This window comes from Sphingobium sp. 15-1 (genome assembly GCF_013375535.1).
In the GTDB taxonomy this organism is placed as follows: Bacteria; Pseudomonadota; Alphaproteobacteria; order Sphingomonadales; family Sphingomonadaceae; genus Sphingobium; species Sphingobium aromaticivastans.
The window spans coordinates 1,134,561-1,161,525 of record NZ_JABXJG010000002.1 but is presented as its reverse complement, the minus strand read 5'-3'; the positions used below and the strand labels follow the sequence as shown (position 1 = coordinate 1,161,525).

17 protein-coding genes and 1 pseudogene are annotated in these 26,965 nt (G+C 63.5%); 3 read left to right on the top strand and 15 right to left on the bottom strand.

Going from position 1 to position 26,965, the window contains the following annotated elements:
- Positions 1-74: 74 nt before the first annotated feature.
- The 7 genes from HUK72_RS21345 to HUK72_RS27675 form a co-directional block, all read right to left on the bottom strand.
- Positions 75-530 carry a YaiI/YqxD family protein gene (locus tag HUK72_RS21345; protein WP_176598590.1) on the bottom strand — a complete coding sequence of 152 codons (456 nt, stop codon included), beginning with the start codon at positions 528-530 and terminating at the stop codon, positions 75-77.
- Between the two features lie 359 nt (positions 531-889).
- Positions 890-1,798 (bottom strand): phosphodiesterase, encoded by a 909-nt coding sequence (locus HUK72_RS21340; RefSeq protein WP_176598589.1) that lies wholly within the window; start codon positions 1,796-1,798, stop codon positions 890-892.
- 60 nt (positions 1,799-1,858) lie between these two features.
- Positions 1,859-2,590 carry a hypothetical protein gene (locus HUK72_RS21335; protein ID WP_218036198.1) on the bottom strand — a complete coding sequence of 244 codons (732 nt, stop codon included), beginning with the start codon at positions 2,588-2,590 and terminating at the stop codon, positions 1,859-1,861.
- A 4-nt stretch (positions 2,591-2,594) separates the two neighbouring features.
- Complete coding sequence (locus HUK72_RS21330; RefSeq protein ID WP_176598587.1) at positions 2,595-4,634, bottom strand: adenylate/guanylate cyclase domain-containing protein; 2,040 nt, start codon at positions 4,632-4,634, stop codon at positions 2,595-2,597.
- Positions 4,631-7,744 carry a CHAT domain-containing protein gene (locus HUK72_RS21325; RefSeq protein WP_176598586.1) on the bottom strand — a complete coding sequence of 1,038 codons (3,114 nt, stop codon included), beginning with the start codon at positions 7,742-7,744 and terminating at the stop codon, positions 4,631-4,633. Before HUK72_RS21325 ends, HUK72_RS21330 begins: the two co-directional genes overlap by 4 nt.
- On the bottom strand, positions 7,741-14,703 hold the full coding sequence (locus tag HUK72_RS21320) for an MBG domain-containing protein (RefSeq protein WP_176598585.1): 6,963 nt from the start codon (positions 14,701-14,703) through the stop codon (positions 7,741-7,743). Before HUK72_RS21320 ends, HUK72_RS21325 begins: the two co-directional genes overlap by 4 nt.
- A complete protein-coding gene (locus HUK72_RS27675) occupies positions 14,700-15,341 on the bottom strand; it encodes a ShlB/FhaC/HecB family hemolysin secretion/activation protein (protein WP_369806044.1) in 642 nt (213 codons plus the stop codon). The genes HUK72_RS21320 and HUK72_RS27675 overlap by 4 nt, the downstream gene beginning before the upstream one ends.
- A gap of 608 nt (positions 15,342-15,949) precedes the next feature.
- Here HUK72_RS27675 and HUK72_RS27670 point away from each other — a divergent pair.
- The 3 genes and pseudogenes from HUK72_RS27670 (at position 15,950) to HUK72_RS21305 (ending at position 20,257) form a co-directional block, all read left to right on the top strand.
- The gene (locus HUK72_RS27670; RefSeq protein WP_369806043.1) at positions 15,950-16,015 is read left to right on the top strand and encodes a phage DNA packaging protein J; all 66 of its coding nucleotides are present in this window, start codon (positions 15,950-15,952) and stop codon (positions 16,013-16,015) included.
- Positions 16,016-16,760: 745 nt separating this feature from the next.
- Complete coding sequence (locus tag HUK72_RS21310) at positions 16,761-17,090, top strand: DUF6504 family protein (RefSeq protein WP_176598583.1); 330 nt, start codon at positions 16,761-16,763, stop codon at positions 17,088-17,090.
- Positions 17,090-20,257 (top strand): annotated as a pseudogene (locus HUK72_RS21305) (error-prone DNA polymerase). The gene HUK72_RS21310 and the pseudogene HUK72_RS21305 overlap by 1 nt, the downstream one beginning before the upstream one ends.
- On the opposite strand, the gene HUK72_RS21300 reads toward HUK72_RS21305, so the two are convergent.
- From HUK72_RS21300 to HUK72_RS21270, 8 genes are all read right to left on the bottom strand, one after another.
- Positions 20,242-20,496, bottom strand: coding sequence for a hypothetical protein (locus tag HUK72_RS21300; protein WP_176598582.1), 255 nt, complete (start codon positions 20,494-20,496; stop codon positions 20,242-20,244). The pseudogene HUK72_RS21305 and the gene HUK72_RS21300 overlap by 16 nt on opposite strands.
- Before the next feature lie 313 nt (positions 20,497-20,809).
- On the bottom strand, positions 20,810-21,058 hold the full coding sequence (locus tag HUK72_RS21295) for a hypothetical protein (RefSeq protein ID WP_176598581.1): 249 nt from the start codon (positions 21,056-21,058) through the stop codon (positions 20,810-20,812).
- A 413-nt stretch (positions 21,059-21,471) separates the two neighbouring features.
- On the bottom strand, positions 21,472-21,771 hold the full coding sequence (locus HUK72_RS21290; protein WP_255325897.1) for an acyl-CoA dehydrogenase family protein: 300 nt from the start codon (positions 21,769-21,771) through the stop codon (positions 21,472-21,474).
- 5 nt (positions 21,772-21,776) lie between these two features.
- Complete coding sequence (locus HUK72_RS21285; RefSeq protein ID WP_176598580.1) at positions 21,777-22,766, bottom strand: ABC transporter substrate-binding protein; 990 nt, start codon at positions 22,764-22,766, stop codon at positions 21,777-21,779.
- Positions 22,756-22,890 (bottom strand): hypothetical protein, encoded by a 135-nt coding sequence (locus HUK72_RS27370; RefSeq protein ID WP_255325896.1) that lies wholly within the window; start codon positions 22,888-22,890, stop codon positions 22,756-22,758. Before HUK72_RS27370 ends, HUK72_RS21285 begins: the two co-directional genes overlap by 11 nt.
- Before the next feature lie 158 nt (positions 22,891-23,048).
- Positions 23,049-23,840 (bottom strand): thioesterase family protein, encoded by a 792-nt coding sequence (locus tag HUK72_RS21280; protein ID WP_255325895.1) that lies wholly within the window; start codon positions 23,838-23,840, stop codon positions 23,049-23,051.
- Complete coding sequence (locus tag HUK72_RS21275) at positions 23,830-25,461, bottom strand: AMP-binding protein (RefSeq protein WP_176598579.1); 1,632 nt, start codon at positions 25,459-25,461, stop codon at positions 23,830-23,832. Before HUK72_RS21275 ends, HUK72_RS21280 begins: the two co-directional genes overlap by 11 nt.
- On the bottom strand, positions 25,458-26,861 hold the full coding sequence (locus HUK72_RS21270; RefSeq protein WP_176598578.1) for an aldehyde dehydrogenase family protein: 1,404 nt from the start codon (positions 26,859-26,861) through the stop codon (positions 25,458-25,460). The genes HUK72_RS21275 and HUK72_RS21270 overlap by 4 nt, the downstream gene beginning before the upstream one ends.
- Positions 26,862-26,965: the final 104 nt, after the last annotated feature.

Genomic DNA, 26,965 nt, shown 5'->3' with positions numbered 1-26,965 from the left:
GCGAAATTTGACCAGGACCGGCAGAGAAGGATCATCGTTCGGGGAATGAGGGCGGAAAGGCTTCGCGCCACTCCTTACCGCCGAAGCCGTACTACCGCCTCATCCAGCACCGACAAAAAGTGTGACCGATCCGCCTTCCCAAACGGGGCCGGTCCACCGAGGCCATCGCCGACCGCGCCTGCGCGCAAATCCGCCATGATGGCCCGCACTGCAACGGCATTGCCGATAGAGGCATTGGTAAAAGGCCTCCCAGTCGGCGCGATCACCGCCCCGCATCCAGACTTCAGGCATCGGTCGGCTAGCAATATGTCGGCGGTTATGACGATGGAGTGTGCCTCCACATGCTTGACGATCCAGTCATCCGCTGCATCGAACCCGTCACTCACCACCACGCGTGAGACGAGCGCATGCATGGGCACCCGAATGGGACTGTTGCTGACGACGATGACAGGCACATCATATCGCCACGCGACCTTGTAGGTCTCGTCTTTTACCGGACAAGCGTCAGCATCGATGAGGATTCGGAGCATTCGAAAGATATAGAAGGGATCGTTTGAAAAGAGGAGGACCTTCTTCCGGCGAGGTTGAAAATAGCCTTGGCATGGATAGCGGCACCGGATCTCTACGTTTATCGGAGCACAGATAGTGGCCGGTTGGTTGGCTCAGCCTCTCAACGGCGGACGGTCCGCACCTGGGATCGAAAATCGGCGGCTGAATGACAGGAATGGGTCGATAGTCCGACTATGGCGAAAGGTCGAAGAAAGCTACCAATATAACCAAGCAATCCGGCCCCGGATCGAAGGCAAAATGCATGATTCAGGATGAAACGCAATGCAAGACCGCCCATCGCCGGTGGTTTGCTGCCCCGCTGCTGAAATGAAATTGAATACTACGCGGTGCGCGATTGGGTGGTGTATTGCCAGTGAAGGGCCGCAGCGGGATTTCCTGCTTCGGCAGGGCGCTCTTCGAGCAAATGGCGGACCAGTGCCTGCATGTTTGCATCATATTGTGCCAGGGTCTGGCGTTTCCCGGCAACGTCGAAATGAGTGACCAGCCGTTCGCCGTCCCAGCGGTGAAACGCCAATCCTGGAGACTCCGCGACGATCATCGCGCGGTCGTCGGTCGCATCGGGATTTATCGGACGGAAATCCAGCGCGACTTCGGGAGAAGATGAGGCGCAGACGGTCACCTGCCGGCCCTGCCAGAGCGTCATGACCGGTCGGTGGACATGACCGCAGACAATCGCCTTCACCTGATCGGCACCGCACATCGCCTGAGTGAAGCGGGCGACCCAGGGTTCCTGAGATACGGTGTCCATCCAGTCGATCCCCAGCTCGACCGGCGGGTGGTGCATGGCGATGATCGTGGGCAAGTCCGGCTTCTCCGCCAGCTTGGCGCGCAGCCATGCCGCGCGGATTGCGCAGAACGCCCCGCCATGGCGCCCTTCCTCCAGCGTATCGAGGACAAGGATGCGCAGCCCGTCGAGGTCAATCGCATATTGGATGAAGCCAAAGGCGTCAGGAACATGCTGGAACTGCGCGCGGAATGGATCGCGCAGGTCATGATTGCCGACACACAGATGCACCGGGAAGCGGCACGGCGCCAGCGCTTCCGCCAGGCGTGCATAGCTCTCGCTATCGCCCTTGTCGGTAAGATCCCCGGTGACGAGCAGCAGGTCCGGCCGGTTTGGACCGGCCGTCAAACGATCGAGCACCATGTCCAGCCGCTGCCGGTTCAGCTCACCGGGATTGCCGGGATCGAAGCCGAGATGGATGTCGGTGATTTGCGCTATCAACACCGCTTGCCCCTCCCCAGGTGCGTTGCACCGGCCGGGGCCCCACCCGACCGCTGTGCATCATCATTTCGCGGCCAGCGCCGATCCGGATTCCTGCTTTGAGCCTTCAACCAGAACGTCCATCTGGTTGTTGCAGCCCTTGGCCAGCAGTGCGGAAGCGACGCCATCGAGCTCGGCGCTGGCCGGGCTCACCATGGTGACCTTGAGCGTGACAGGCGCGGCGGCACCGGCGAGCGCGATCTTGAATCGCGCACCTTCGGCAGCAGGCAGCTCTTCGACCGGCCAGGCGCGAACCGACTGGCCAGCGCGGAAGTCCACAAGCGCACTCTTGCCATCGCCCTCGCGAGTCACGGTAGCCGAACCCTCGGCAGCGTTGTCGGGACGCCAGATTGCCATTGTACCCGCGTCAGCGATGCATTGGAGACCGCCTCGCGACGCATCGACATACCAGACATTCGGGCTGCGGGCAGGACCGCCGCCGATGGCGCTGCGGGTGGCCCCGGTGCGTGACTGGCGCGCGCCGGCATTGGCGAGCAACGCGGTGAAGCCGGAACCCGTCGCGGCGCCCGAGCCGGCAACCGCAACCTGGCCCGGCCCCTTGAGGACGCGGGTGCCTGCGGCGTCGAGCACGGTGATCATGTCACCGGGCTTGAGCGCCAGCTTGGCGTCAGCCGCGAGGGTCTTGCCCACCGGATAGGAGGCAGCCGAAGGGCCAGTCGAACGGACCACCAAGGTTCCAGCGAGAGCCGCGTCGGCGGTGGCAAGGGCGATCACTACGCCCGCAAGTGCCGTCAACTTCCTAGTCGAGAACAAAATACCCTCCTGTTTCCTGGTGCTTCAGCCTGTAGACGAGCTGCGTTAAGGCCTTGTCATCCGCTATGGTTTCCGATTTCTTTTCAAGCGCGCTCAGCGCCTCGGCACAGCCGCCAATGGCCTTGCCGACGACCTCGCAAAACTGCTTGCGTTCGGCCTCGGGCATATCGGGAACCGGCTCGAAAATGCTGAGCGACGAAGCCCGGCCGCGCAGCACGACGTTGCCCATCGGCCGGAAGATATCGAGGCCCGAGCGTTCCTTCGCACTCTCGCTGACGAGGACGGCGGACTTGGTCTGCTTGTTCGCGGATTCAAGGCGCGCGGCGGTGTTCATGCTGTCACCAAGCGCCGTATACTGGATGCGTCCCTCGCCACCGAAATTGCCGACGATCGCTTCGCCATGGTGCAGGCCGACCCGGGTCATACCGATGGGCGGGACGCCTTCGGGTACGGTCTTGCGGAACAGCTCGCCCGCCGCGTGCATTGCGAGTGCGGCCTTTACCGCGCGTTCGCCGTCATCCGGGCGGCTGATCGGCGCGCCCCAGAAGGCCACCACGGCATCACCAACGAATTTGTCTATCGTCCCGCCATGGGCGAGCACGACTTCGCTCAGCATGTCGAGATAGCGGTTGAGCAGTCTGGCCACCATCTCCGGCTCGATGGCGTGGCTCAGCTTGGTAAAGCCCTCAAGATCTGAAAAGATCACGAATATCTCGCGCTTCTGTCCGCCGAGCTGGAGCGAATCGGGATCCTTCATGATCTCCGCCGCAATGTCGGCTGGCAGATATTTGCCCAGAGCGCCTTGCGCGAACCTGCGCTGCTCGGCGCTCAGCGCCCGCGCCGCCGAGCCGGCAATGATGAACGCGGCCAGCCAGCCGGCAATCCAGCCGAACGCGGGGAGGCCGTAGGTCTCGATGTCGTTGGCGGCGAGCAGGAACGGGATGCCACCCAGCGCCGCGATCTGAACCGCCAGAAGCGAACCGGAGAGAAACGGCTTGCGGTTGAAGGACGCGGTAAAAGCCCCGGCGAGCACGGCGGCGATGGCCGCCATCCAAAGCGCGGCGTTCGGCACCGGTTTCAACAGCCGACCGTCCATCATCTGGGCGAGCATGTGGGCGAACAGCTCCATTCCCCAGATATTCTTCGCTTCGCCCTTGCCCGCACCGCGGGTGAGCGGGGTCTGGAAGATATCGATATCCTGAATATTGCCGCCGATGAGGACATATTTGCCCTTGATCTGCTGCGCGAACATCGCTGCCGCTTCGGGAGACTGGAACAGCTCGTCGCTGGCGAAGGTGTCGATCGGAATGGCCGCGAAGATCGGCTGATCCTTGAGCGCCGGCCGGCGATAGGCCAGGCTGCCGGTATAATGGGCGAAGGCCTTGTCGCCGGGATTCAGCGCATTGGGCATGCGTGGCGGAGCGCCGGGGATGATGTCGGCCCATTTGCGCATGACATTGTCGGAATCGGTCTGGATGACGATGCTGGTGGGATGGACATGGCCGCCCTTGGCGATTTCCTTCTGGAAGGTCTCCAGGAATATCTGTTGCTCGTAGAGGATCTTGTCGCTTGCCGTGTCGATGGAGGCATGGGCGAGGAAAGTGGGGGTCTTCATCCCCTGGAAGGTTTGGATGAGAAGCGCGTCGTCGCTCTGCGGCTGGTCGATCAATATGTCGATGCCGATCGCCTTGGCTCCCATGGCGTCCAGCCGCGCGAGCGCTTTGGCCAAGGTCGTCCGGTCCAGCGGCGAGCGCTTGCCGGTCTTGATCAGGGTCTCGTCGGTATAGGGGACGATGACGACGCGATTATCTTGCTGGACAGTCGGCGCGGTGGCGATGATCCGCGCATCGAACAGAGCATGTTCGGCATCGATGGCGAATGGTAGATTCCAGCTCAATCGGGCGACCAGCACCGCCAAGACCAGCCCGAGCAGCGAGAGTGCGATCCGGCCCCGGCCGATCTGCGTCGCCAGTTTCCCTAGCCTCGTGGCAAGGCCCTTGGCCGCTTTCCCTTGGGTATCGCTCATTGCCGTGCTTCCTTCTCGTTCGCGGCACTCTCTGCCCCGGCGAACTGACTTGTGGTGTCGCCGGACAGCGGCTTGGCGGCATCGCCGACAATGGCGAAGGCTGCCCAATAATAGGGGTGGGACGTCAGCGGATCGTCCATCAACCGGTTCTGCGAAAGCCGCATCGATTCCCCGACTGGACGGGTGCTGCTGTCCTCGTAGATGAGCGACATCAGCTTTCTGGTGGCGTCATAGTCATCGGGCACCGGCCAGTGGCTGGCGATGACCGAGCGCGCCCCGGCGCCGACAAATGCACGCACCAGGCCGTCGAGCGCAAAATTCCCGCCGGTGCCGATCCCCGCTTCGCGTGTCGCCGCCGCCGTCGCCGCGCCCGCCGTGTCGCAGGCCGAGAGGATCACCGTATCGGCGTCGAGCCTGAGGTCGAAGATTTCCTTGAAGCTCAAAAGCCCGTCCGACTGGCGTTTGCCATAGGAGGTCACCAGCGCGGGGCGCGCAGGGCAGCCGGGGCGCGGCGCGGTGACGAGGCCATGCGTCGCGAACTGGATGATGCGGAAATCCTTCAGATCGTCGCGCTCGCGCAGGGCGGAGTCGGAGAAGCCATCCTCCGTCACCACCTCATTGCCGGACCCGCCGAGAAGCTGCGAAGCGAGCTTGAGCTCAGCCGAAGAGATCGGCTTGTTCCAAAGCGAGAGCGTCCAGTCGCAGGCATCGCGGCCTTCCTCGCTGTGCGGCGCCCATTCCAGCTTGGCCGTTGGCGTATTCTGGCCCATGCCCAGATAATGCCGCTTGGCACGCGAGGCAGGCAGGCGACGGACGTCGACGAAGGATTGCGCGGAAACAGCGGTGGAGATGATGCGGTCGCGACCCAGCCAGGCGGTTCCGGTGAAGTCGAATTCGTCCGGATTCTTCACCTTCTGGCGCGCGGCATAGGCATCGACGCTTGCCTGATCCATGACCAGAACATTGGCGGGCAGCTTGAGCAGCGGCCCATCCGGTTCGAACACCAGATGCCTGACCGACGGAATCTCACCAGCCACCGCGCCGAAGAGAAGGTCGTACATTTTATGCGAGGCGGAGAGGTCGAACGGATTGGTGGTGAGCTGGTTCGATTCTTCGATAACGATGGAATCGCGGATGGTGTCGGTCAGCTTTTCCAGCTCGGTGCGGGTTGCGCGGAGCTTGAAAATCCGGGCGCTATCGCGGCGCACGAGGATGCCATAGGCCGCCTCGTCAACGATGAGCAGCTTGTAATAGCCTTCCTCGGGCTTGAGCTCGGCTTGCATGCCTTCGAGTTCGAGGGCCGAGTTGGTCATGACGCGGAACTTGGGGAACGCAGCCAGGCGGGCGAGCAGCGCGGTCTGATCGGCGCCGGCCTGCTGGCGATGGGCTTGCGCCGTGGCAAGCGCCTGGTCTTCCTGAGGGGTGCGCGATTCAATCGCGCCGAGGCGGGCGATTTCAACGTCGGTGACGACGATATCGCGGGTCAGGCTGATCGACTGGCGAAACAGGCCCGATGCCTCGTCGCTGCCGCCCGACAGCTCCCGCGCGAACACGGCCTGGGTCTGGGCGACACCGGGCCGCACCATCGCCTGGCTGGCAACGAAGAAGTCCCTCGCGGACTGGACATCCCCCTTCGCGGCGAGCGCATCGAAATAGGGCTTGATGAGTGCGCGCAGTGCCTCGCTGCCGCCCGGAATGCGCGCAGCGTCGCGCACCAGTTGACGATAGGCCGGGATGGCATCGCCCATGGCGCCATGTTTTGCCTGCAGCCCGGCCAGCCTGGCCTTCACGGCCAGCACCGTTGCCGATTCCGGATAGTCGGCCTCATAAATCCGCAACGCATCGCGCAGATGGTTTTCGGCAACGCCGCCCTTCCCATCGGCCTCGGCCATCTGGGCAAGTTCGATGGAGACACTGGCGACCATCCAGTGCATCGAGCGCACCGCGCCGCCACGCACCGAGGAATAATCGGCCAGCACCTTGGCGAATTCGGACCTGGCCGCATCGCGTTCGTGATTCAAACGGAGAGCGACGCCGCGCAGATAATGCGATTGGGCATCAAGCAATGTGCCGCGCTCGGCTTCGGATAGGTACGTGGCCCCTCCGCCGAGCCTAGTCATGGCATCGTCATCGATCTGGAGCCGCTGCGAAAGCTTCTTGTCGATGAAACCCTCGGCCAGCCGTGAACTCAATCCTGCCGCCTCGGCTATCGCCGGGACTGCCGTATCGAGCGCCGCAATGGCGCCGTCGGCATCGCGCTTGTTGAGCTTGTGCGTGGCCTTGAGGTTACGAAACAGCCGTCCGAACAAAGGGTCTGATCCGTCAGCGACCTTGGCCGCTTCAGCGAACAGGCGATCGGCCTCGGCCATGTTGCCGAGGTTCGACTGTTGCATGGCTGCATTGGCGTAATATTCGGCGGTCTTGCTGGTTTCGGCATTTTTGGTGCGGACCCGGCCGACCAGCGCCTCGAAGAATTCCGACGCCTCGGCGTAGCTGCCTTCGACATTGCGGCCATAACCGGCGGCGAGCGCCTGGCCGGGATCGAGGCTGGCCGCCTGGACCCGCGCAAAGGCAGCGGGATCTCCGGCATTGGTGGTCGCTACCGAAATCTCGCCGCCGACGGCACGGTCGGCCGCAAGGGCGCGCAGCCCGATCTGCAGGGCGCTATCATAGGCCGAAAGACCTTCGGCGCTGAGCAACTCGTCGCCATGCCGCAAGGTGTAGATCGTGTAGTTGAGGCCCGCGCCATTGCGGCACTCGGCTTTCCCGACGCCGCGAAGGTCGGGTATCGGGGCTTCCTCGGGACGGGCGCAGGACAGGTCCTTGTCCCTTTCGCCTGCATGGCGATCCTCCGGATCCCCCGCACGGGCCTTAAGCGCATAAAGCCGCGCGACCGGCGTGGCTGCATCGCGGCAGACAATGTCGTAGGCCCGGTCGAACATAGAGGCGAACCGGGCGTCCTCGCTGCGCCTCTGCGCGGTGCACAATACGCCGCGATCGCCAACGCGAAAGCTGTCGGACGCCGAGACGGCCGCAGGCGATGCGAAGGCAGGCGCATGGGCAAGGGCGAACGCCGCCACGGCCAGATATTGGGCGATGCGCTTCATCATTCGTCTCCCGGAATCCAGAGGGTGGAATTGCCGGTGCCGGAAACCGGCTCGTCCACCGGCGGCGACTGGCTGACGTTCCTGGTGTCGATCACGCTGTTGACCACCACCTTGGGATTACCCGTGCTCTCTGCTGCGGCTTGTTCCTTCTGTTCCTCTTCCGGCTGCCTGGTCTCGCTCTGCTCCTGCTGCTGCACGGAACTGTTCACCTGATTTGCGATTTCAGGCACGGCTGGCCCCGCGCAGCCATTGGCCGGGCCGCAGGCAAGGACCGTCAGGTCGTTGCCTGTAAAGCTCACAGCATAGTTGGCGGAAGCGGCCAGCGTCCCCTGCGTGATGGGATAAACGCCGACCGGCGAGGCTGCCGTCGCGGTGGTGGCCAGCGCGCCGGAAAGGCTGTCGCCATTGACCAGACCGTTGCCGCCCAAAATATAAGTCAGCGCCGGATTGGGATCCGATTGCAGGCGGCTCGCGGGATTGGCCGTAATGCTCAGCGGCCGGGGCGCGACGTTAAGCAATCCGTTGACATAGGTCAGTGCATAATTGGGCGAGGCGGCGAGCGTGCCCTGCGTCACGGCATAGGAACCGACGCCCGACAGCCCGTTGGCGGCGGTTGCGAGCGAGCCGGTCAGCATATCGCCGTTGACCAGCCCCGCGCCGCCGACCGTGTAGGTAAGGACCGGGTTCGCATCGCCATAGAGCCGGTCGAGAAGGTCGCCGGTTACGGTGACTGCGCGCGCAATGATCGACAAAGCGGTTGCGTTCGTGGGGGCCTGGACAAAGGAAAAGCTGTAGTTCGCAGAATTGCCGCTGAGTCCCGATCCGGTAACAGCATAACTGCCGATGCCGCTCAACGCGTTGGCGGAAGTGGAATAGACCGCAGTGCCGGTCGTTACTGTGGCCAGGCTGTCCGCACCGAACAGCCCGCTTGCGCTTTCCGTGCCCGTCAGGCCACCCGGCGCATTACCATAAATGCTGCTCGCCGGGTTCGCGGCATAGGTGATTGTCGCGGCGGCGGGCGTTATGCTTCCGCCAGCGTTGGTGAGCGTCACTGCATAGTTCGCCCCGCCATTGCCATCGTTCACCGAGTAGCCAGCGTTCACGGCCAGAATGCGTGCGCCGGCATTGGCGCTATCGAAGCTTTGGCCAAGCCCGGTGACCGTATCGCCACCTTGCAGGCCGACCACGCTGACCGTTGCTGTCGAAGCCGTGGTCGCATCATAGGACCGCGTGTCCACCGCAGCGGACAGGGTCAGCGCCGCTGGCGTGATGCTGCCGGAGGCCGAGTTGAGCGTGACCGTATAGTTCGCTCCGCCATTGCCGTCGTTCACCGCATATCCGGCGTTGACGGCAACTGTGCGAACACCGGCATTCGCGCTGTCGAAGGACTGGGCAAGGCCAGTGACGGTGTCGGCTCCCTGCAAGCCGGTAATGCCAACCGTTCCGGTCGAACCGGTCGTGGAATCATAGGACCGCGTATCAGATGAAGCATTCAGGACGAGCGACGCTGGAGCAATCGTGAGCGCGCCATTGACATAGGCGATCGTGTAGTTGCCCGAGGTCAGTCCGCCCGGCGCAATGACGTAGCCTCCGGCGTTGACTGCACCCTGCGAACTTCCGGTGTAGCTGAGCGAGCCACCGAGGACCGCTGCGGTTTCTCCGTTGACGAACCCGCTGTAGGTTATGCCATTGCCACCGGAATATGCGGCGGCGTTGTAGGTTCGCGCATCATTGTTCGCGGCAACGGTAAGCGCCACCGGCGCGATATTGCCTGACGCCGTGTTGAGCGAGACGGTGTAATTGTTGCCGCCATTGCCATCGTTGATCGTGTAGCCAGCATCGACGCCAAGCGTGCGTGCGCCCGCATTCGCGCTATCGAAAGACTGGGTGAGCCCGCCCACCGTGTCGCCGCCCTGCAGTCCGGACACAGAGACGGTGCCAGCGGAAGCGGCGGTGCCGTCATAGTTGCGGCTGTCGGACATTGCGGCAAGAGAGAGCGTTGCAGGGGTAATGCTCCCCGGGGCCATGTTGAAGGAGACGGTGTAGTTGTTGCCGCCATTGCCGTCGTTGATCGTGTAGCCGGGATCAACGGCAAGTGCGTGCCCGCCCGCATTCGCGCTGTTGAACGATTGCGTGAGTCCGCTCACGGTGTCGCCCGCCTGAAGTCCGACGATGCCGACCGATCCGCTCGATACAGTGGTGGCATCATAGGCGCGCACATCGACAGCGGCATTGAGAACAAGCGCGGCCGGCGTGATCGTCAGCGTGGCCGAGGGGACGACGACGATATTATAGCCAAGCTGGTCGGACGAAAGGCCGCCCGAATAGCTCACGGCATGACTGCCGGCGTTGCGGCTGATCCCGCTGATGCCCGCGCTGCCGAATATGTGGGCCAGGTCCGTGCCAGCAGGGATGACATTGAGTACCGGCACGGTGCCGTCATAAGCGAGTGTCATGTCCATTGGCCCGACCTTGAGCGGGCGGAGGAAGGCCTTGAGCAGCGGCGTCGACAGCCCGTCATAGATGCGCCAGATCGCGGTCCCGCTGCCGGTTGTATCGAGCGACCAGCCTGCAAAACTGGAGGCCATTCTGGACTGGGCAGTGCTGAGCATGACAGCGTTCGCGCAGCTTGATCCGCCATCGATGGAGCAGGCCACCGACACGCCCGACGCTTCACCGTCCCAATAGCTGTTGAGGATCGATCCGGTCGGGGAGTTCCCGCCGACAAGGCCACCTGCGCCGGGCGCTGCAACGGCGCCATTGGCGAAGGTGAAGGCAATCGTACCGTCATTGGAACCGGCAATCCCACCGGCATAGTTGGTGCCGTTGACGGTCACGCCGGACCAACTGTTATCGATGATGCCTCCGCTCTGGTTCAGGCCGACCAAACCGCCCGTGTCCGACCCGCCGGAGTTGATGAAGCCTGTCGCGAAGGAGCCTGTAATCATTCCCGAATTGCTCGCGGCCAGCGCGCCGACATAGCCTTGACCGCCAAGGATGTTGACATTGGCAAGGCCAAGGTTGCGGATGGTGCCCTCATTGAAACGGAACAGACCGATCTCGCTTGTGGAGGGCTGGTTGAAACTCAGGCCGGAAATGACATGCCCCGCGCCATCGAAAATGCCCAAAAATGGCGGCTCGCCATTGCCCAGCGGGATAAAGCCGTCCATGCCCCAGACACCGCTCAGACGCGCGGTCTCGGTGGCGTCGATATCGTGCGACAGCCTGTAATTGCCGTCGAGCGCAAGGCTGATCAGCTGCATCTGGTGGATGCTGCCGATCGATGCAAAGCCGGATTGGAACCGGGGCTGTTCCCATATGCCGATCGGCCGGGTGACATCCTCGGCCCAGATCCAGTCATTGGGATTGAGGTTAGTGTATGCCGCTGGGCCGAAGGCATAGTTGCTCGCGCCCGACTGGCCCGGATCGCTGGTAACGGAAAGCAGGTTCGCGATCGTGCCGGTATCGGCGCCGAAGCCGGACGACTGGCCGCTGGTGAAGTCGTCCCAATAGGCGTTGGTGATGACGCCGCCGGCATTGTTGCCGACGAAACCGCCGACATTGGAGCCGCCTGGCGCGATGACGGCGCCGGTCGAATAGCTCGTATCGATAGCGCCATAGCCGGGGCCGATATTCTGCCCCGCGAAGCCGCCCACGCTGTCGCTGCCAGATCCCGCTATTACGTCGCCCAGCGCGTAGGAGCGGGTCACCGAAACCCAGTTGGTGCCCGTCAACCCGCCGACGAATTGCCCCCCGGTTCCCGCCACGACGTCGCCGCTGGCATAGGCCTGATCGATGCTGCCATAGTCATGCCAGCCGATGAGGCCGCCGACTTCGCTACTGTTGTTCGCTGCGGTGACATCGCCTGTCGCGAAGGACCGGGTGACGACGGCATGATAAGCGCTGCCGATCAGACCGCCGATGCGGTTGCCGCTACCGGTCACAGAGGCGGTCGAATGCGAACCGTCGACGAACGTATTCATGTTGCTGCTGCCGATCAGGCCGCCGACATTGTTCTGACCGGTCACGACCCCGGTCACGAAACTGTTCGATAGCTTGACGGGGCCGCAGAAGCCGCAATTGGCGGTCTGGGCGATCAGGCCGCCGACATTGTCGCCGCCTGTGATGGTGGCGTCGATCAGGCCGAGGTTGCGGATCGAAATGGCTGGCTGGGACGCCGGACCGCCGACTGTGGCGAAGAGACCGGCCAGAGCCACGCCCGGCATGTTGACGGTGAGGTTGGTGATGACATGTCCGAGGCCATCGAAATTGCCCGAATATAACGATCCCGCGCCGAGCGGCACGAAGCCCGCGCCGCCGTTCCATCCGGCTGTCGGCGTCGCATCGATGTCGCGGCCGAGCGCAAAGCTCTGGCCAAGGAAATTGTTGATCGCCTGGAGATCGGTAAGGCTGTTGACCAACTGGTAGCCGGTCCAGTTGCCCGCGACCACGCTGCCGGAGAAATCGGTGGGCGTGCCGAAGCTGGCCGGATTATAGTAGAGGTCGATCTGGCTGCCCGTGCCGGTAAGATTGAAGGTGCCGGGCTGTGCCGTGACCGTCCCGGTACCGTTGCCACCCGCATCCGCCCGCAGGGTGAGCATGGCGTTCGCGCCGCTGCCGGTGGCTGGTCCGGCCAGATCGATCGACCCTGCGGCCGTGATCCTGAATTGGCTGTTGCCGCCGATCGCGATCGGCGCGTCGATGGCGATGTCGCCCATGGGCGCGCTTGCCGCCGTTCCCAATATGGTCGTGGCGGCCGGTGCGGCGCTGAGCAGCGCAGCCCCGTTCAGGGCAAGGCCGTTGACGGAACCGCTTCCCGCCAACACGCTGGTATCGAAGGCAAGCGATCCGCCCGCACTCGCCAGCTTGAGCGTACCGGCATCGGCAGTGAGCAGCACCGTTCCGCTCGTCGCGTCTCCACCGGGCCCGCTCCCACTGTTCCCGCCGATGGCCGAGGCATTGAACGCGACGCTCGACCGCAGATCCATCGTGGTTGCGCTGTCGCTGACACCGGCGGAAACCTTGCCGGCGATGGCATGGCCTCCAAGCCCGATGCTGCCGTCTCCGCCGCGTGCCGATGTGTCGAACAAGGAGGCGCCTGTCGCCGCCAGAACGCTTCCCGGACTCAAGGTCACACGGGCGGGGCCTGCACTCGCGTTGCCGCCAAAGCTGGCACTGCCGCCTTGCCCCCTGGCGTTCAGCGAAACACCCCCGGTCATGACCGCGCCCTGGATCAGCAGCTCTGCCGTACCGGCCTGTGCATTGCCGCCCAGACCATATGTTGGCCCGGCATCGCCTGCGATAGCGCTGCCGTTGATGGTGAGGGCGCCCGATACGGTTATCCCACCGCTTGCGGTCGCGACCTGCGCCGTCCCGCCAAAGGCGTCACCACCGATGGAGCCGGGAGAATCGCCCGCGAGCCCGCCCTTGGCGGACGCATCGACGGTGAGAGGACCGCCCGAGACGAAAAGCCCCCCTCCGCCAGTAGTGGTAACATAGGCCTGACCGCCGAACGCGCTGCCGCCGCTGCCGAATGTCGTGTCGTAACCGACGGCCATGGCGACAACCGCCGCCGATCCTCCGACCGTGACGGTGCCGCCATCGCTTTGCAGTTGGGCGATACCGGCCAATGTCGTCGGGGCGGATATCCTGAGGTCACTGGCGGAGATGAGGAGATTGCCGGAAACGTTGACCGCGGTCCCGGCCAGACCGGCCTCGAGCGACGCCATGCCAGCGCTCGTCCCCCCGGCATCGGCCTCCAGGACAAGATCGCCGCCAACCGAAATCATGCCTTGCTCGGCCCGCAGCTTTGCGGTCGAGTCGGCGTGGATGGCGAGATTGGAGGCGAAGGCGATGTCGGGCGTGCCGCCCGGGTTCGTGTCAGTGACGGTGACATTGCCGACCGCGCTTGCATAGCTGTTCGACGTGTAGCTGCCCCGGGCGATGTTCAGGTCCGCCGGACCAATCCCTGCGGCACCAGCGGCAATCGGATTACTGGAGCCGCTGTCGACGATATTGTGCCCGGCCGAAAGCACGATGGCGTTGCCGTCAAGGCTGGCCGCTCCCGCAATGTCAAAGCCAATCGAGCCGCTCGATTCGATCGCCATCGTTATCGCGTTGTTCTTGGGCACCGCCACCATATAGACCCGGCGCTTCTCGCCCGCCCCGGCCGCATCAGGGCCGCCGGTCGAACCTGTGTGGGTGAAACTGTTGGCCGAAACCTCGCTTCCGGCGGTGACGCTGATGTTGAACAGGCCCAGGCTGTCGACCGCGAAGTCGGCGCTTTCCGCCGCGACGAGCGCGACCGAGCCGCGCGCGCTGACAAGGCCGTCCTGCTGGATGCGTGGCGCGATGGCGACGATGTAATTATTCTGCCCCAGGGTTTCTGCACGCACCTCGGCTCCGGCCTCGACCACCACGACCGAACTGCTCCCCGATTGCCCGGCGATGCTGAACTGGCCGGGGGTGGGCATGAAATTGCCCGTGCCATCGATCACTGGATCGCCGGTGCTGAGCAGCAGACTGCCGACATTGATCCGCGCCGTGCCGCCGACGAGCAAGCCGCCGGGGCTGTAGAACCAGACGCTGCCTGCCGCGTCGCTGTTGATGTTGCCGTCGAGCCGCACCGCGCGGGTCTGATCGGTGGGCACGATGCGGTTCAGCACGACATAGTTGGTGCCCAGGCTGGCGTTCGCCGCAAAGTTTACCGTGTCGCCGCTGGCAAGGAAATTGATCGGGCCGCCGCCCGTCGCCGTGTCGCTGGGCGACCAGGTGATCGTCGCCCTGTCGGTGTTGACGGTGATGGTGTCGACGCCCGGGGTTGCGGAATCGATCGTCGCACTGCCGAAATCGACCGCGCCGACGCCCTGAAAAGCCTGCGCCTGCGCCACTTGCGGCATGGCCACCAGCAGCGCGACAAGCGACGTGTCGCGCAGCAGGGAGAGAGACGAACGGCGGCTCATCGGCGCGTGCTCCAGGGCAGAAGGTTCATCGAGTAGGTCGCGAGGAAGCGTGGATCGCGACGACCGGTCTCGCCGGGCAGGATCGTTCGCGGGAATGCGACGGCAAGGTCGAGACGAGCCCGGCCGCCGAAACTGCTTCTCAGTCCGCCACCCAGCGAATGCAGCTTTTGCGCGCCGCCCGTCGCCGCTGACCGGTCCCAGGTCCAGGCGTTGTCGACAAACAGATAGGGCTGGAATTCAAGCTTGCTGCGCGGATTGAGCCGGAAGCCTTCGTACCGCAGCTCGGTCTGGATGCCGACGCCATCGCCTCCGGTCACCGTGCCCGGATCGAAGCCGCGCCCGACCGTGTAGTTGCCCAGAGAGAAGCGCTCGAAGGAGAACAGTCCGGCGGTGCTGACCTGCGCACGCGGAGAGAATGCCACGGCAAATCGGCGCAGCGGATGCAGTTCGATATTGGCGTTGAAGCGGAAAACCGCCGCCTTGGGATCGCCGCCGGGCAAGCTGGGCGCAACGAACCCCGCTGCAAGACAGGTCGCCTGCTGGGTGATGCAGTTGGGGCTGGCGCCGAAGATCGAGAGTCCCTTGCGCGCTTCCAGCGAGCCGTTCAACTTCCATAGGATCGAGCCACCCGGCCCCATGCCCTTGAGATCGATCGAATCGAAATCGAGCCGCAAATATCCCACCCGCAGGCGATCTTCGCTGAGGGGTAGCCCGCCGAAATCGACTGTCTGATTGACGAAGTCCAACCCGGCGGCGGCGCGGATGGTGACAGCCTGCTTGCGGACAAACGGGTAGATCGTCTCGAAATTCGCGAACAGCGTGCGCGCCGAGACATCGGGGACCGCAGGCCCCAGATCGGGCCGGGTCCAGGCATAGGTCACGCGTCCGCCGAGCCGCAGGCCATTGCCGCCCAGTGCCATTTCGTGGCCCGCCTGCAGGATGTTCTGCTCGTGGACCTCAGCCGTCGTATAAAAGGAGAGCGTCGTGCGATCGCCCATGCCGGTGAGCCCGTTGAACACCGCCCGCAACTGCCCGCCATAGCGGCCGGTGCTGGGGCCAGCATAGTTCTGCGCGCTGAAATCGACCGTTACGGGCGTGTAGTCGATCCGCACTTCACCGATCATTTCCCCCGCCCCGGTGCCTGCGGGCTTGAGCGAAAGGCGCACCTGATAGCCCGGTATGTCGCGGGCCAGCAGCAGGTAGCGTTCGGCTTCGAAGCGGTTGAAGAGCTGCCCGTCGGCCAGCTTTGAAAGGTAGCTCTCGATCAGTCGCTCGTTACGGCCGACCTTGCCCACCACGCGGATCGAAGTGACCTTGGCATAGAGTAGCTCGAAAGTGACCGCGCCATTTTCTATCCGCTGGGCGGGGACCTGAACCGCGGCGATATAGCCCAGATTGCGCAACCTGGTCGCGGCCGCGTCTCGAATGCGGCAAACCACGCTGACCGGCTGTTCGGTGCCGACGAGATCGGCATAGGTGTCGCTCAGTTCGCTGGCGCGCACCGGACCCAGATTATGGAAGGTGGCCGTGGTGATCCTGATCTTGATCGAGGAATAGGCTGGATCTTCCAGCGCACAGGGCGCGCGCTCAACACCGTCATCGACCGTCAATCGCGGACGCGGGACCGTTTTGGCCTGGGGCACCGGCTCCAGATCGCTCCGCGTCGGCGGCGTTACAGGGGCCTGCTGAGCAACGGCGACAGAGGGTGCCGCCAGCCCGATCGCCGCGGCAAGTTCGACCGCCCACAAATGCCCGCTCCCTCGGCCAAGCCGAAGGTTCTGCTTTGAAGCAGCCGCCATTATTCGCCCCTATCCCCCATAACAATCGGTAGATCGGGGGTAAAAGTTGATGGTAAATTTTGGGTAAAGCCGGATGAAGAACTTCACCGGTTCGGTGGTTTTAGCGGCACAATCATGCACCGTATAATATGAAGCCCCCCCAATAGCGCGGCTGCGCGAACGGCCGGGCATCAGGGTCCGGGCTTGTGGCGTCGGCGCGCAGATCATCTGCCATGTCGTCGGCCTGTGCCCGAGCGCGCGGAGCGGCGTGTAAGTCCCTTGGCAAAGCCGAAGGGCTGGCCGGGCTGGAAACGGCCGGTCCGCTTGCTGAAGCGGACCGAACTCCTGTCCAATGTCGTGGCGCTGCTGCCCGATCATCCGTCCAGACGCTTCGTCTGGCGGGGTTCGCGCTATCGCGTCGTCGCTGGCGATGGCCCTGAGCGCATTCACGGCGAATGGTGGCGAAACACTCAGGAGATGTCGGCGGTCAGGGACTATTTCCGGGTCGAGGCAGCGAGTGGCGAGCGTTTCTGGCTCTTCCGCCGCGGCGACGGGGTCGATGAGCAGACGGGAAACCTCAACTGGTTCATGCATGGGGTTTTCGGTTGATGGCCCGCCATGTCGAACTCCAGGTGACGAGCCACTTTTCCTTCCTGCGCGGTGCCTCCTCGCCCGAGCAGCTTTTCGCGGCAGCCGCTCTGCTCGGTCACAAGGCGCTAGGCCTCGTCGACTGGGGCAGCGTCGCGGGCGGGGTGCGCGGATGGGACGCGCAGAAGGCGACGGGCGTCCGAATGATTGCGGGCGCGCGCATCGATCTCACCGATGGCCGCGCCCTGCTCGTCTATCCAACGGACCGCCCCACCTGGTCGCGCCTGACGCGGCTGCTTTCTGTTGGCACGTCGCGCGGCGGCAAGGGCTGCTGCCTGCTCGAATGGGCCGATGTCATCGCTCATACTGAGGGACAGATTGCCATCCTCGTGCCAGACGAGCCCGACAGCGTGACGCGCGCTCATCTCGCTGATCTGCGAACCGCGTTCGGATCGCGTGCCCATATGGCGCTCGCGCTGCGCCGCCGACCCGACGACATGTCGCGGCTCCACAGGCTCGATGAGATGGCGCGATCGACGAATGTCCGCAGCGTGGCGACCGGCGACATTCTCTACCATTCACCCTACTGCCGGCCCCTCCAGGATATGATGACAGCGATCCGGGAGAAGACGACGATCGACGGTCTCGGGTTCAAGCGCGAGCGCTATATGGACCGGAACCTCAAATCACCCGTGGAAATGGAGCGGCGCTTTATCGCCTTTCCCGATGCGATCCAGGCCAGCGCCGACATCGCCGGCCTGTGCCAGTTCGATCTGGACGAAATCCAGTATCAATATCCCTATGAGCAGGTGATGGAGGGCCGCACGGCGCAGCAGGCGCTCGCCGCGCTCACCCAGTCGGCTGCCAAGCGGATGTTTCCCGATGGGCTACCCGAGCCCTACACCAAGCAGATCGCTCATGAACTCTGATTGATCGACCAGCTCGGTTACGCACCCTATTTTCTGACGGTAAATTCGATCGTCCCCGAGAGCCGGAGGCGCGGCATTCTCTGCCAGGGGCGCGGCTCGGCGGCGAACAGCTGCGTCTGCTATATGCTCTCGATCCGATCAAGCATGAGCTGCTGTTCGAGCGATTCGTCTCGGGCGAGCGCAAGGAGCCGCCGGATATCGACGTTGATTTCGAACATGAGCGGCGCGAAGAAATCATCCAGTGGATCTATGAGACCTATGGCCGCACCCGTTCTGCGCTGACGGCTGTGGTGACGCGCTATCGCACCCGTGGCGCGGTCGCGGAGGTGGGCAAGGCGTTGGGCTTGCCGCGCGATTCGACGAAAATGCTGGCCGGTCTGGTCTGGGGCTGGTCGATGGATGGCATCACCGACGAGCAGATCACGAGCGTCAATCTCAATGCCGACGATCATCGCCTGAAGCTGACGCTTGAGCTTTCCCGCCAGCTCATCGGCACACCGCGCCATCTCTCGCAGCATCCCGGCGGTTTCGTCCTGACCCAGGACCGGCTCGATGATCTGGTGCCGATCGAGCCTGCACGGATGGAAGACCGGCAGATTATTGAATGGGACAAGGACGATATCGACGCCTTGAAGTTCATGAAGGTCGATGTGCTGGGCCTTGGCATGCTGGGTCGCATGAACCGCGCCTTCAACCTGCTGGATGAGCATAAGGGCCTACGCGTTGGGATGGCCGATCTCCACGACGACCCGGCCGTCTACGCCATGATCCAGCGGGCAGATACGCTGGGCGTCTTCCAGATCGAGAGCCGTGCGCAGATGTCGATGCTGCCGCGGATCAAGCCGAAAGAATTCTACGATCTCGTGATCGAGGTCGCGATCGTCCGGCCCGGCCCGATCCAGGGCGACATGGTCCATCCCTATCTGCGCCGCCGGGAAGGCAAGGAGGTGCCTGAATATCCCAAGCCTGAGCTCGAAGCGGTCCTCAAGAAGACGCTGGGCGTACCGCTCTTCCAGGAGCAGGCGATGAAGGTCGCGATCGTGGGTGCCGGCTTCACGCCGGCCGAAGCCGACCAGTTGCGGCGCGCCATGGCGACCTTCAAGTTGACGGGCGGCGTCAGCCATTTTTACGACAAGCTGGTGAACGGCATGATCGCACGGGGCTACCCCAAGGATTTTGCCGAACGCACCTTCAAGCAAATCGAAGGGTTCGGCAGCTATGGCTTTCCCGAAAGCCATGCGGCGAGTTTTGCCAAGATCGCCTATGCCTCCTGCTGGATGAAACATCATCATCCCGACGTCTTCTGCGCCGCGCTCCTGAACGCCCAGCCCATGGGCTTCTACGCGCCCGCCCAGATCGTGCGCGATACGCGGCAGCATGGCGTCGAGGTCCGTCCGGTGTCGATCAATCATAGCCATTGGGATTGCACGCTCGAACCGGCGCGCGGCCAATACAGGGCCGTGCGCCTGGGGTTCCGGCAGGTGCGCGGCCTCGCCAATCTTCACGGTGCCGCGATCGAGCGGCTCGCCGAGGCCGATGCCTTTGCCTGTATCGCGCAGGATCGACGACAGGTCTCTGGAAGGTCAAGGGTCTGGGCGAAGCGCCCCTCCCCCTCTTCGCTGCGGCCGACGAAAGTGAAGGGAAATTCTCGCCAGAAGGCAGAGAGGCGTCGGTCACGCTCCAGCCGATGACCGAAGACCGTGAGGTGGTGGAGGATTATCGCTCGCTGCAGCTCTCGCTCCGCAATCATCCGCTGAGCTTCCTGCGCCCCCAGCTCGACGCCATGCGGATCGTGCGCTGCGCCGATCTCACGTCGATCCGCGACGGCCGCAACATCGAAGTCGCCGGCGTTATCCTGGTCCGCCAGCGGCCCGGCTCGGCGAAAGGTGTGCTGTTCGTGACGATCGAGGACGAGACCGGGGTCGCTCAGGGCATATACTCTGGCCGGACCGGTTCGAAATCTACCGGCGACAGGTCATGTCCGCCTCCATGATCGCCATGCGAGGCCGACTCCAGAAGGAGGGCGAAGTCATCCACATCATCTGCGACCGGATCATCGACCATGATGAGATGCTCCGCTCTGTGGGACGCGCGGACTTCACAGTCGTGCCGGGGCGCGGCGATGGGGCTAGCCATGGCGGCGGTCCCGATCCGCGCGATCCCGCTTTTTCCAAAGCACGGACACTGGCTTCACCGTTCTTCGGAACAGCGACGGAGCAAGTCGAAATTGCGCGGATCCGCAGTCACGATTTCCATTGATTGAGGCTGAACAGGAAACCGTGAATGATCGATCCCAATACTGCCCCGCCAAGAGCGATGCCTATGACGACGCCGGTGCTGCCGCCCCGGACAGAGATCGGGAAGCACAGTGCAATGATGAAATAAAGAGCGGCGACGCCGGCATTGGTGAAGAAACCCGCCGCCGCAGCGAGCGCAAGGCCGGAAAGGTTGGACTGAGCCTGACCGAAGACCTTGACCATGGCAGTCGATGCGAGCATGGCGGCAATGAAGCGCTTGGGATTGGTGGGCCAGGGCCACTATTGGGATGGCCCCCATCTGCAGGAGCCGCCGGTGACAGGCACATACTGCCGGCGATGTTCGCACCGCTAGGCGGTCACGACGATTCCGCGGCATCATCGCTGGCAGCCTGTTTAGCAGAACCCTGCTATTGTGACGATGCCTGCCCAGTCTGCGCCTTGGGCATGAGACATTGCGGTCACGAAAAGACAGAAGTGCGAAGCCTGATCAAAATGCGTCTCGTCTCGATTTATTGCTCTCAGCTGTATTGGCCGGCAGGCCATCGCTGTCGTTTCAGTAAACGCCGAAGAACCGAATTTTGAGATTATCGGTCGGCTCCGCGAGCAGGCTGAGGCTGATCGACTTGGTGTTGCGGCGGCCGAGGCGCGCGTCGGAATAGACTGAGTCCTGATACTGGCCATCGGTATGATAGGCGCGACCGCTCAGGCGGAAGAACAACTTGTCGGCGATGATGCCGCCTTCGACACTGGCGTTCAGATCATAGCTGTTGAACCGCTCCGCGGTACAGAGGATAACACCCATTACGAGCGTCGCGCTGTGACCACTCCAACCGGTAGCCAGCTTTTTTGGCGCTTTCGAGACAGCCTGTCGTGCTGAAATATATTGTCGCGATTTACGGCTTATCGGGCACAATCTATGATCTGCGTGAGGCAGCAACGACGTTTCCCAGTTTGCATTGCCCACTTTGTCTCGTGAGAGATACTGAGGCAAAGATGACATTGGAGAAAATGTTACCGTTAGCTCTATATTGAAAATAATCTGATAAAATAATATATTCAATTATAATCAAAGAAGTAAATTCAATGTCAACTTTCGACTATGATCTCATTCCTCCCCATGTCCCCGAAGAAACGGCAATATCCCTTAGACTATTCGATCGGGTGACAATTTTGGAATGTCCGCAGGAAACCCTTATTCCCCAAATACATGAAACTTTAGGTCCTATTACTTGGGTAATAGAACAGGATCAGCGCCGTCGACGGCTCCCCCTTGGCCACGGCGCCGAGCACGCGCAACGCTTCGGAGAGGGACGCGCCGCGCCCGCCATATTCGACCGGCACGGTCAGCCCGATCAGCCCCTCCCGCCCCAACAGGTCGAAATTGGCGCGGGGAAATTCGGCGCTCCGGTCATAGGTTTCGGCGGTTTCCGCCAGTTGCCGGGTGATGCGGTCGAGCCGTTCGGGGCCGATCGGCGCAAGGGACGGGGTTTCAGGAACAAATGCCTGGCTGGCCATGATCTTCAGCCTCTTTTCGGTATGGAATCGTTGAACCGCTTGTCCCAGAGGGGTCGCACGTCGACGGGCTTGGGCAACAGCTTCTGGGCGAAGAAGAGGTCCGCCACCTGCTGCTGCGAAGCGATGGCCGCATCGGTCACGGGACGCAGCTCATAGCTCGCGCTCTGGCGCTTGAACTGGTCCGCCACATAGTCGCGGGGGACGCCGATGTCCTGGGCGATGATGCCTGCCCATTCATCCTTGTTCGCCGCCGCCCAGCCATAGGCCTGCTGCACCAGCGCCAGATATTCGCGGATGATCTCCGACAATTGCGGATCGGCCAGCGCGTCGACATGGGCCGACACCAGATAATTGCCCGACAATATGCCGTAGGCGGTGCGCAATATCCGGGCGCCCTCCGTCGCCACCGCCCGCTGGATGGGAAAGCCGTAGATCGCCCAGCCATCCAGCGATCCTTGGGAAAAGGCCGCCGCGCCATCGGAAACGCCCATGGCGACGGGCGTGATGTCGTCCCAGCCCAGCCCCGCCTCCTCCAGCATCCGGATCAGGAAATATTGGGAGGTGGTGGCCCGCACATAGCCGACTCGCTTGCCCTTGAGATCGGCAATGGAGCGCGCATTGGAGCCTCTCGGCACCAGCACCACCTGGTTGTTGACGTCGCCATGGGCGACGGCGATCTGCCGGAAGCTCTGGATCGTCGAGGCGGCGGCGAAAATCGGCGGTATCTCGCTCATCCCGCCAAAATCGAGCGAACCGCCATTCAGCGCCTCCACCACCAGATGACCGGACTGGAATTCGCTATAGGCGAGGTCGAAACCCTTGGGCGCGATGCCGGCCGCCTTGAACAGCAGCCGCGTGTCGCCTTCCCCCTTGCCGGTGATCGACACGCGGAGCCGGGGCCGGGAATCCCGACTCGCGCCGCATCCCGACAGCAGCAGGCCGGATGCCGCCCCAGCCGCCAGAAAACCGCGCCGCGACCAGCCTTCAGCGACCACTGAGACTTTCCCGCTCCGGCGCTGCCCGATCAAACAGGATCACATCGGGATCGCGCAGAAATTCGCGACGGGCGGCATCGCGCAAGCGGCTCCAGCATAGGATCAGGAAACGCAACGGGTTCATATTCGTCCTTCCGGCAGAAATTTCCCGTTTATCTATTTTATTGGTAGAGATAAGTCTCACAAGCAATGCTGGGGGAACTATTAGAATTCATTAGTCGAACGCTTTTCCCGCCCATGCAGCAGTCTGGGTCGCCTGGTGACGCGTATGTTTCGGTGGCTTTAGGGCCTTATCGTCAACGATTGGGAGATGGCGCCCACCGGTCCATCCGCATCGTGCAGAATGCTGTGCGTGAGGCCGATCCCCAGGGCGCCGCCCGACACGGAAATATCCAGACCGATCCATTCGCCCTTCGGCTGCCGAAAGAAATGGGCGGTGAGATCGAGATTGGGGAAGGCGACCTCCGCCGGCGAAACCAGCGGGGTCAGGCCGTTGGCGATGTCGACCAGGCCCATCGTCCGCGCCGTTTCCGACACGGCTTCCCCATGCAGCAGGGCCAGGGGCGAGCGGACCCAGCAGCGGGCGCGGCCCGGCTGTTCCTGAGCGCGCCGCACCTCCACGCTGGCGATGAAGCCGCCAGGCCACAGGCTGGAGGGGCTCCAGGCGGGCATGGCGTCCGGCGGCGGCATGGCAGGAAAACGGACCGCCGCGATTCCCGCGCTGTCATAGGCTTGCGTCAACCATGCGCGCAGGAGGATGGCCGGGCGGCCGCCATGGCAAAGCCGCGCCTCCACCAGTTCGATGGTCCGCCCTGGCCGAAGCACCGTCACGTCGATGCTGACCGCCTCCATCGGAATCGTGCCCCAAATATCATAGGACAAGCGCGCAACCTGCAACCGGTCCGTCCGCCGCGCTGCGTGATCCGACTCGATCGCGTCGATCAGCAGGCCCATCGCGGGCGCGACATGCTGTTCGGCCAGATTCCAGGCGCCGCCGACATGCCGCGTGGGCATGAAATGCCCATCCTCCGTCCGCAGAAAATAGGCCTGCGGGCCGCTCACGTCACGATCCAAGACCCAATTCCCGCTCCATGATCCGCCGCATCTCGAACTTCTGCGCCTTGCCCGTCACCGTCATCTCGAACCGTTCCACGATACGCACATAGCGCGGAATCTTGAAATGCGCGATCTGGCCCCGGCAGTGATCGAATATCTCCTGCTCCGACAGGCAGACGCCCGGCTTGGGAATGATCCAGCTACAGACCGCCTCCCCGAATTTCTCATCCGCGACGCCAAAGACCTGCGCATCGGCAACCGAGGGATGGCGGAGCAGATATTCCTCGATCTCACGCGGATAGATATTCTCGCCGCCACGGATGATCATGTCCTTGATGCGGCCGGTGATGCGGACATAGCCGCGCGCGTCCATCGTCGCAAGATCGCCCGAATGCATCCACCCCTCCGCGTCGATGGCCTCCGCCGTTCGTTCGGGATCGCCCCAATAACCCAGCATCACCGCATAGCCGCGGGAACAATATTCGCCCTGCTCGCCCAGCGGGAGGGTCGCGCCGTCCGGGCCGACCACCTTCGCCTCCGCATGGGGATGCACCCGTCCGACCGTCGCCACCCGTTCCTCCAGCGGATCGTCGGTGGCGGTCTGGGTGGTGAGCGGGCTGGTTTCGGTCATGCCATAGCCGATGGTGATCCCGGTCAGGTGCAGCCGGTCCATCACCTGCCGCATCACCGTTTCGGGGCAGGGCGACCCCGCCATGATCCCGGTGCGCAAGGTGGAGAGGTCGAAATCAGCCAGATCGGGCTGGTTCAACAGGGTGATGAACATGGTCGGCACGCCATGCAGCATGGTGCAGCGCTCCGCCTGCACGGCCTCCAGCACCAGCCGGGGATCGTAGGCCTCGCCCGGATAGACCATCGCAGCGCCGCTGGTCAGCGCCGCCATATTGCCCAGCACCATGCCGAAACAATGGTAGAGCGGCACGGGAATGCACAGGCGGTCGGCGGCGGTCAGCTTCATCGCGCGACCGGCGAAATAGCCGTTGTTGAGCACATTGCGGTGGGTGAGGGTCGCGCCCTTGGGATGGCCGGTGGTGCCGCTGGTGAACTGGATATTGATCGCATCGTCGCGGTCGAGCGTCGCCTCTATGGCGGCGAGGCGCTGCGGGTCCGGCTCATGCAGCATGTCGGACCAGCATGGCAGGCTCTGATGCCGCTCCGTGCCGAGCGTCACGACATGACGAAGATCGGGCAGCGCCGCCGCGCCGATGTCCCGCAGCATGGCGACATAATCGCTGCTCTTGAAGCGCGGCGCGGTGACGAGCAGGCTGCATCCGACCTTGTTCAGCGCATAGTCGACCTCCGCAGTGCGATAGGCCGGATTGATGTTGACCAGGATCGCGCCGATCCGCGCCGTGGCGAACTGGATGACGGTCCATTCGGCGCAATTGGGCGCCCAGATGCCGACCCGGTCGCCTTTCGCGACGCCCAGCGCCAGCAGGCCGGTCGCGGCCTTGTCGACCTGCTCCAGCAATTCCGCCCAGGTCCAACGGATGCCCTGATGCCGCGACGCCAGCGCCAGGCCGTCGCCATGTTCGGCGGCGACCTTCAGCAGCGCTTCCCCGATGGTCGTTTCCAGCAAAGGGACGTCGGTGGCGCCCCGCGCGATCGAAAGTCCGCTCATCGCTTGATGTTGATGACTTGCAATTGGGTATATTCGGCAAGCCCCTCCTCGGCCTGCTCGACGCCAAGGCCGCTATTCTTGAAGCCCGCCATCGGGATATGCGGTCCGATGGCGAGATGCTGGTTGACCCAGACCTGCCCGCTTTCGATCCGCGCGGCGATCTCCGACGCCCGCCCGACGTCCGCCGACCAGACCGATCCGCCCAGCCCATAGTCGGACGCATTGGCGCGGGCGATCACATCGTCCACATCGTCGAACTTCACGACCGGCAGGATCGGGCCGAACTGCTCCTCATCCACGATTGTCATGCCGTCGGTCACGTCGCGCACGATGGTCGGCTGGATGAAATAGCCTGCCCGCTCCATCGCCTGCCCGCCGGCGACGATCTTGCCTTCAGCCCTGGCGGCGTCGAGGAAACCCTTCACCTTCTCGAACTGCATCGCATTCTGGATCGGCCCGATCTGCGTTCCCTGTTCCAAACCGTCACCGACAATCGCGGCCTCCGCCAGCGCCGCCAGCTCCTCACACATGGCGTCGTAAATATCGGCATGGACATAGGCGCGCTTCACCGCGAGACACACCTGCCCGCAATTCAGAAATGCATTGCCGAAGATCGCCTTCGCCGTTTCGCGCACATCGACATCCTCCAGCACGATCGCCGGATCGTTGCCGCCCAGTTCCAGCGTCACGCGCTTCAGGCTGTCCGCGCCATTGGCGGCGATCCGCTTCCCCGTGGCGGTGGAGCCGGTGAAGCCGATCTTGGCGACATCGGGATGGGCGGTGAGATGCGGCCCCAGATCATTGGCATCAGTGATGATATTCACCACCCCAGCCGGGAAAATCTCCCGGCACAAAGCGCCCAGCGCCAGAGCGGTAGCAGGCGTCGTCGGCGCGGGCTTCAGCACGATGGCGTTGCCCGCCAGCACCGCCGGGCCGATCTTCCAGCAGGCGACCAGCAGCGGGAAGTTCCAGGCGATGATGCCCACGACTACGCCCAGCGGCTTGTGCTTGACCGCTATATAGCCCGCCGCGTCATCCTGGATCACCCGGTCGGGCAGTTCCAGCGTCGCGTAATGGCGCAGAAAACCCTCTGTCCACGCCACCTCTCCTTGCGCTTCGGGGAGCGGCTTGCCCTGCTCCAGCGTCAGCAGCCGCGCCAGCTCCGGCGCATTGGCCGCCACGGCGTCGGCCAGCGCCACCAGCTTCGCCTGCCGCTGCGCAAAGGGCACCGCCGCCCAGTCGGGCTGCGCCGCCTTGGCCGCCGCGATGGCCTCATCCGCCTGCCGTGCCGAAGCGCGGGCGACGGTGGTAAAGGACTCGCCCGTCGCGGGGTTGACGACCGCCATCTCATGGTCGCCCTCGACCAGTTCGCCGCCGATCAGCAGCTTATAGTCAGCCATCATCCTCTCCTCCAAAAGCGTTTTCGAAGCAGGTGGAACAGCTGCTGACTCGGAAAACGCAACAACCAAAGACCTAGAGCAGCCGAACTGATGCAATCGGATCG

What these genes read in the sequence shown, in the direction of transcription:
- HUK72_RS21345 (WP_176598590.1), bottom strand. Translation starts at nt 530, where the DNA reads ATGCTCCGAATCCTCATCGATGCTGACGCTTGTCCGGTAAAAGACGAG.
- HUK72_RS21330 (WP_176598587.1), bottom strand. Translation starts at nt 4,634, where the DNA reads ATGAGCGATACCCAAGGGAAAGCGGCCAAGGGCCTTGCCACGAGGCTA.
- HUK72_RS21325 (WP_176598586.1), bottom strand. Translation starts at nt 7,744, where the DNA reads ATGATGAAGCGCATCGCCCAATATCTGGCCGTGGCGGCGTTCGCCCTT.
- HUK72_RS21320 (WP_176598585.1), bottom strand. Translation starts at nt 14,703, where the DNA reads ATGAGCCGCCGTTCGTCTCTCTCCCTGCTGCGCGACACGTCGCTTGTC.
- HUK72_RS27675 (WP_369806044.1), bottom strand. Translation starts at nt 15,341, where the DNA reads ATGGGGCCGGGTGGCTCGATCCTATGGAAGTTGAACGGCTCGCTGGAA.
- HUK72_RS21300 (WP_176598582.1), bottom strand. Translation starts at nt 20,496, where the DNA reads ATGCTCGCATCGACTGCCATGGTCAAGGTCTTCGGTCAGGCTCAGTCC.
- HUK72_RS21295 (WP_176598581.1), bottom strand. Translation starts at nt 21,058, where the DNA reads ATGGGTGTTATCCTCTGTACCGCGGAGCGGTTCAACAGCTATGATCTG.
- HUK72_RS21290 (WP_255325897.1), bottom strand. Translation starts at nt 21,771, where the DNA reads ATGGCCAGCCAGGCATTTGTTCCTGAAACCCCGTCCCTTGCGCCGATC.
- HUK72_RS27370 (WP_255325896.1), bottom strand. Translation starts at nt 22,890, where the DNA reads ATGAACCCGTTGCGTTTCCTGATCCTATGCTGGAGCCGCTTGCGCGAT.
- HUK72_RS21275 (WP_176598579.1), bottom strand. Translation starts at nt 25,461, where the DNA reads ATGAGCGGACTTTCGATCGCGCGGGGCGCCACCGACGTCCCTTTGCTG.
- HUK72_RS21270 (WP_176598578.1), bottom strand. Translation starts at nt 26,861, where the DNA reads ATGGCTGACTATAAGCTGCTGATCGGCGGCGAACTGGTCGAGGGCGAC.